The sequence below is a fragment of the Rhodococcus sp. CX genome, from assembly GCF_015865005.1.
Taxonomy (GTDB): domain Bacteria; phylum Actinomycetota; class Actinomycetes; order Mycobacteriales; family Mycobacteriaceae; genus Rhodococcus.
The window spans coordinates 6099-9622 of sequence record NZ_JADZGH010000219.1 but is presented as its reverse complement, the minus strand read 5'-3'; the positions used below and the strand labels follow the sequence as shown (position 1 = coordinate 9622).

The window sequence follows — 3524 nt, the reverse complement described above, 5'->3', positions numbered from 1 at the left end:
TCGAACCGACACTCGGCGGATTTTAAGTCCGCTGCCTCTGCCAATTGGGCTATGGGGGCGCTGCCGCGACCGGTCGGCCGGTCGCGGCACCGCCTCACACCCTAACCGGCGAGCTCGGCGACTTCGAGCGCGCGTACCGATTCGGCGACGGCCTCGGGATGGTCGATCCGGTCGAGGGCGACGATCTCGCCGGAGAATCGTGGACGTCCAGGAACGTCGCGGACCGGCACCGCCCGTTCGCGCCCCGCTATCGCACCACCGACATCGCGATCCCGTCGAGGATGTCGTGCTCGCTGACGACCAGCTCGGTGATCCCGGCGCGGGCACCGAACTCGTCGGCGAGCACCGTGGTGACGATCGCTCCCCCACCGATCACGTCGACCCGGCCCGGGTGCATCGGACCGTAGGCGGCGCGCTCGTCGTGGGTCTGCCCGAGCAGCGTCGAGCACACCTCGCGGAGCCGGTCGAACCCGACGGTCGACAGATGCACCTTCTCGGGGTCGTACTCCTCGAGACCGTGCGCGATCGCCGACAGCGTGGTCATCGTGCCGGCGACGCCGACCCACGTGTGGGCCTGCTCGACCGGCACGTGCGCGAGCGCCTCACCGATCTTCTCCCGCGCGACGACGCGGGCCTCGGCGATCTGCTCGGCCGTGGGCGGATCGTCGTGCAGGCACCGCTCGGTGAGCCGCACGCACCCGATGTCGGTGGAGTACGCGGCGTGCACGCCGTCGGCGTCGCCGAGCACGATCTCGGTGGAGCCGCCACCGAGATCGACGACGACGAAAGGTCCACGCGCGGAATCGAGTTCGCCGACCGCGCCGGTGAAGGACAGCCGGGCCTCCTCGTCACCGGAGATCACCTCGGCCTCGGCGCCGGGGATGACCGCGCCGAGCACCTCGCGGGTCATCGAGAAGAAGTCCTCGCGGTTGCCGGCGTCGCGGGTCGCGGACGTGGCGACCATCCGCACGGCGGTCGCTCCCGTTTCCCGGATCAGATCGGCGTACTCGGCGAGCGCGACGCGGGTGCGTTCGATGGCTTCGGGAGCGAGCATGCCGGTGGCGTCGACGCCCTGGCCGAGCCGCACGACCCGCATCAACCGGGTCACGTCGGTCAGTCGACCGTCGGGTCCGATGTCGGCGATCAGCAGGCGGATCGAGTTGGTCCCGCAATCGATCGCGGCGACACGGCTCATTCCGACTCCCCGCGCAGTTCGGCGTAGGTGGGCCAGTCCGCGGGAATCGCGGTGCCCCGCAAACCCGCGTCGGCCGCGAGGGCGACCGCCTCGTCCCCGAACGGGTTGACCCCCGGGCCCTTCGCGAGCGAATGCGCGATGAGCACGTGCAGGCACTTGACGCGGTCCGGCATGCCGCCGCCGGTGAAGTCGGTGCCGAGCGATTCGATCGCGTCGCGTTCGGCGAGATACGCCTCGTGGGCGCGGCGGTAGGCGGCGGCGAGCTCGGGGTCGGTGCCGAGACGCTCGGTCATCTCCCGCATCACCCCGGCCGATTCCTGCCGGCTCGCTTCCGCGGTCAGACGCGGATCGGTGAGGTAGTACAGCGTGGGAAAGGGCGTGCCGTCGGGCAGCTTCGGTGCAGTCTTGACCACTCCGGGTGCGCCGTCCGGGCAGCGGTAGGCGATGGCGAGGACGCCGCGCGGGGTGCGCCCGAGCTGGGCGGCGACGGCATCGAGGTCGGACTGTGCGACGGGATCGGTCACCCGGTCGGTTCTCCTGCTTCTGGGGGTGCCACGGGCATCTGCCGGGGCACCGGTTCGGGCTCGGGTTCGGGCGGCGGTTCGGACACCGATCGCCACAGGTCGCTGTACCACGCGCCGGTCGAGGGTCGTTCCTGGATCTTCTCCTCGTCGACCAGACGGCCGTCGCCGGGAAGCTGCACCTGGTAGGGGGTGTCGCCGGGCATCACGAATCGCAGCCGTTCCCGGGCCTGCGCCCGGATCCACGCCGGATCCTCGATGTGCGCCTTCTGCTCCCGCAGCGCGGCGATCTCCTGCTCGAGCGCGACGCGTTCGGCTTCGACGCGGTCCGCTTCGGCGCGCTGGCCGACGTAGGTGCGCAGCGGCATCGCGAGGGTCAGTGCCAGGCCGCACACGACGAGAGCGAGCACGACGGCACGGCCGGTGGACAGACCCAGGAAGGTGCGTTCGGTGCGGGTCTTGCGGACCTCGCGGGGCGCACCGACGCGTGTGGGCCGGGCCCGGTTGGCGGAACCCCGGCTGCGACCCGGCGCCGAGGTGACGGGATCTTCGCGTCCTGCCGGACGCGCACCCGCCGACTCGGCCACCGGGTCGGGCGACGTGGTAGATCCCGACGGACGGGATCGGCTGGGCCGCCGCGAACCCACCGCACCCTCGGAACGGGCGCGTCGGGCGCCGGGCCGGGATCTACCGCGTTGACTCATACCGCTCCGGTCACGCCTCGGGGTTGAAGCGCGGGAACGCCAGCTCACCCGCGTAGCGGGCGGCGTCGCCGAGGGACTCCTCGATACGCAGCAGCTGGTTGTACTTCGCGACGCGCTCGGAGCGGGCCGGGGCACCGGTCTTGATCTGGCCGCTGCCGACGGCGACGGCCAGGTCGGCGATGGTGGTGTCCTCGGTCTCGCCGGAGCGGTGGCTCATCATCGTCTTGTAGCCGTTGCGGTGTGCGAGATCGACGGCGTCGAGGGTCTCGGTGAGCGTGCCGATCTGGTTCACCTTCACCAGCAGCGCGTTGGCGGCACCCTTGACGATGCCCTCCTCGAGACGCTCCGGGTTGGTGACGAACAGGTCGTCGCCGACGAGCTGCAGCTTGTTGCCGATCTTCTCGGTGAGCGCGACCCAGCCCTCCCAGTCGTCCTCGCTGAGCGGATCCTCGACGGAGACGAGCGGGTAGGCCGAGAGCAGCTCGTTGTAGAAGTCGGCGAGCTCGTCGGCGGTGCGGATCTTGCCCTCGAACTTGTAGCCGGTGCCCTCGGTGTAGAACTCGGTGGCGGCGACGTCGAGCGCGAGCGCGACATCCGAACCGAGCTTCAGGCCGGTCTTGGCGATCGCCTCGCTGATGAGGTCGAGCGCTTCCTTGGTGCCGGCGACGTCGGGAGCGAAGCCGCCCTCGTCACCGAGACCGGTGGCCAGGCCCTTGCTCTTGAGGACCGACTTGAGCGAGTGGTAGACCTCGGTGCCCCAGCGCAGGGACTCCTTGAAGGTGGGGGCGCCGATCGGCGCGACCATGAACTCCTGCACGTCGACGCCGGTGTCGGCGTGGGCGCCACCGTTGAGGATGTTCATCATCGGCACCGGCAGGATGTGGGCGTTCGGGCCACCGACGTAGCGGAACAGCTCCAGACCGGACGACTCCGCACCGGCCTTGGCGACCGCGAGCGACGCGCCGAGCAGCGCGTTCGCGCCGAGCCGGCCCTTGTCGGGGGTGCCGTCGGTGTCGAGCAGCGCCTGGTCGACGGTGCGCTGTTCGGTGGCGTCGAGGCCGATGATGGCCGGCGCGATCTCACCGAGAACCGCCTCGACGGCCT

Annotated in this window: 5 protein-coding genes; all 5 read right to left on the bottom strand. The window is 70.8% G+C overall.

What is annotated here, in order from left to right:
• Positions 1 to 101 precede the first annotated feature (101 nt).
• Positions 102 to 230, bottom strand: coding sequence for a hypothetical protein (locus I0Q12_RS34720; RefSeq protein WP_269437690.1), 129 nt, complete (start codon positions 228 to 230; stop codon positions 102 to 104).
• A gap of 17 nt (positions 231 to 247) precedes the next feature.
• Positions 248 to 1195 carry a Ppx/GppA phosphatase family protein gene (locus I0Q12_RS24055; protein WP_197255426.1) on the bottom strand — a complete coding sequence of 316 codons (948 nt, stop codon included), beginning with the start codon at positions 1193 to 1195 and terminating at the stop codon, positions 248 to 250.
• Positions 1192 to 1719, bottom strand: a complete 528-nt coding sequence (locus I0Q12_RS24050; RefSeq protein ID WP_197255424.1) for a DUF501 domain-containing protein — start codon at positions 1717 to 1719, stop codon at positions 1192 to 1194. Before I0Q12_RS24050 ends, I0Q12_RS24055 begins: the two co-directional genes overlap by 4 nt.
• Positions 1716 to 2420, bottom strand: a complete 705-nt coding sequence (locus I0Q12_RS24045; RefSeq protein WP_197255422.1) for a septum formation initiator family protein — start codon at positions 2418 to 2420, stop codon at positions 1716 to 1718. Before I0Q12_RS24045 ends, I0Q12_RS24050 begins: the two co-directional genes overlap by 4 nt.
• Positions 2421 to 2430: 10 nt before the next feature.
• The coding region (eno, locus tag I0Q12_RS24040) for a phosphopyruvate hydratase (RefSeq protein ID WP_231611321.1) at positions 2431 to 3524 on the bottom strand (1094 nt) is incomplete at its 5' end.

Excerpts from the sequence above, each read along its gene's own strand:
- I0Q12_RS24055 (WP_197255426.1), bottom strand. The coding sequence starts at position 1,195 with ATGAGCCGTGTCGCCGCGATCGATTGCGGGACCAACTCGATCCGCCTG.
- I0Q12_RS24045 (WP_197255422.1), bottom strand. The coding sequence starts at position 2,420 with ATGAGTCAACGCGGTAGATCCCGGCCCGGCGCCCGACGCGCCCGTTCC.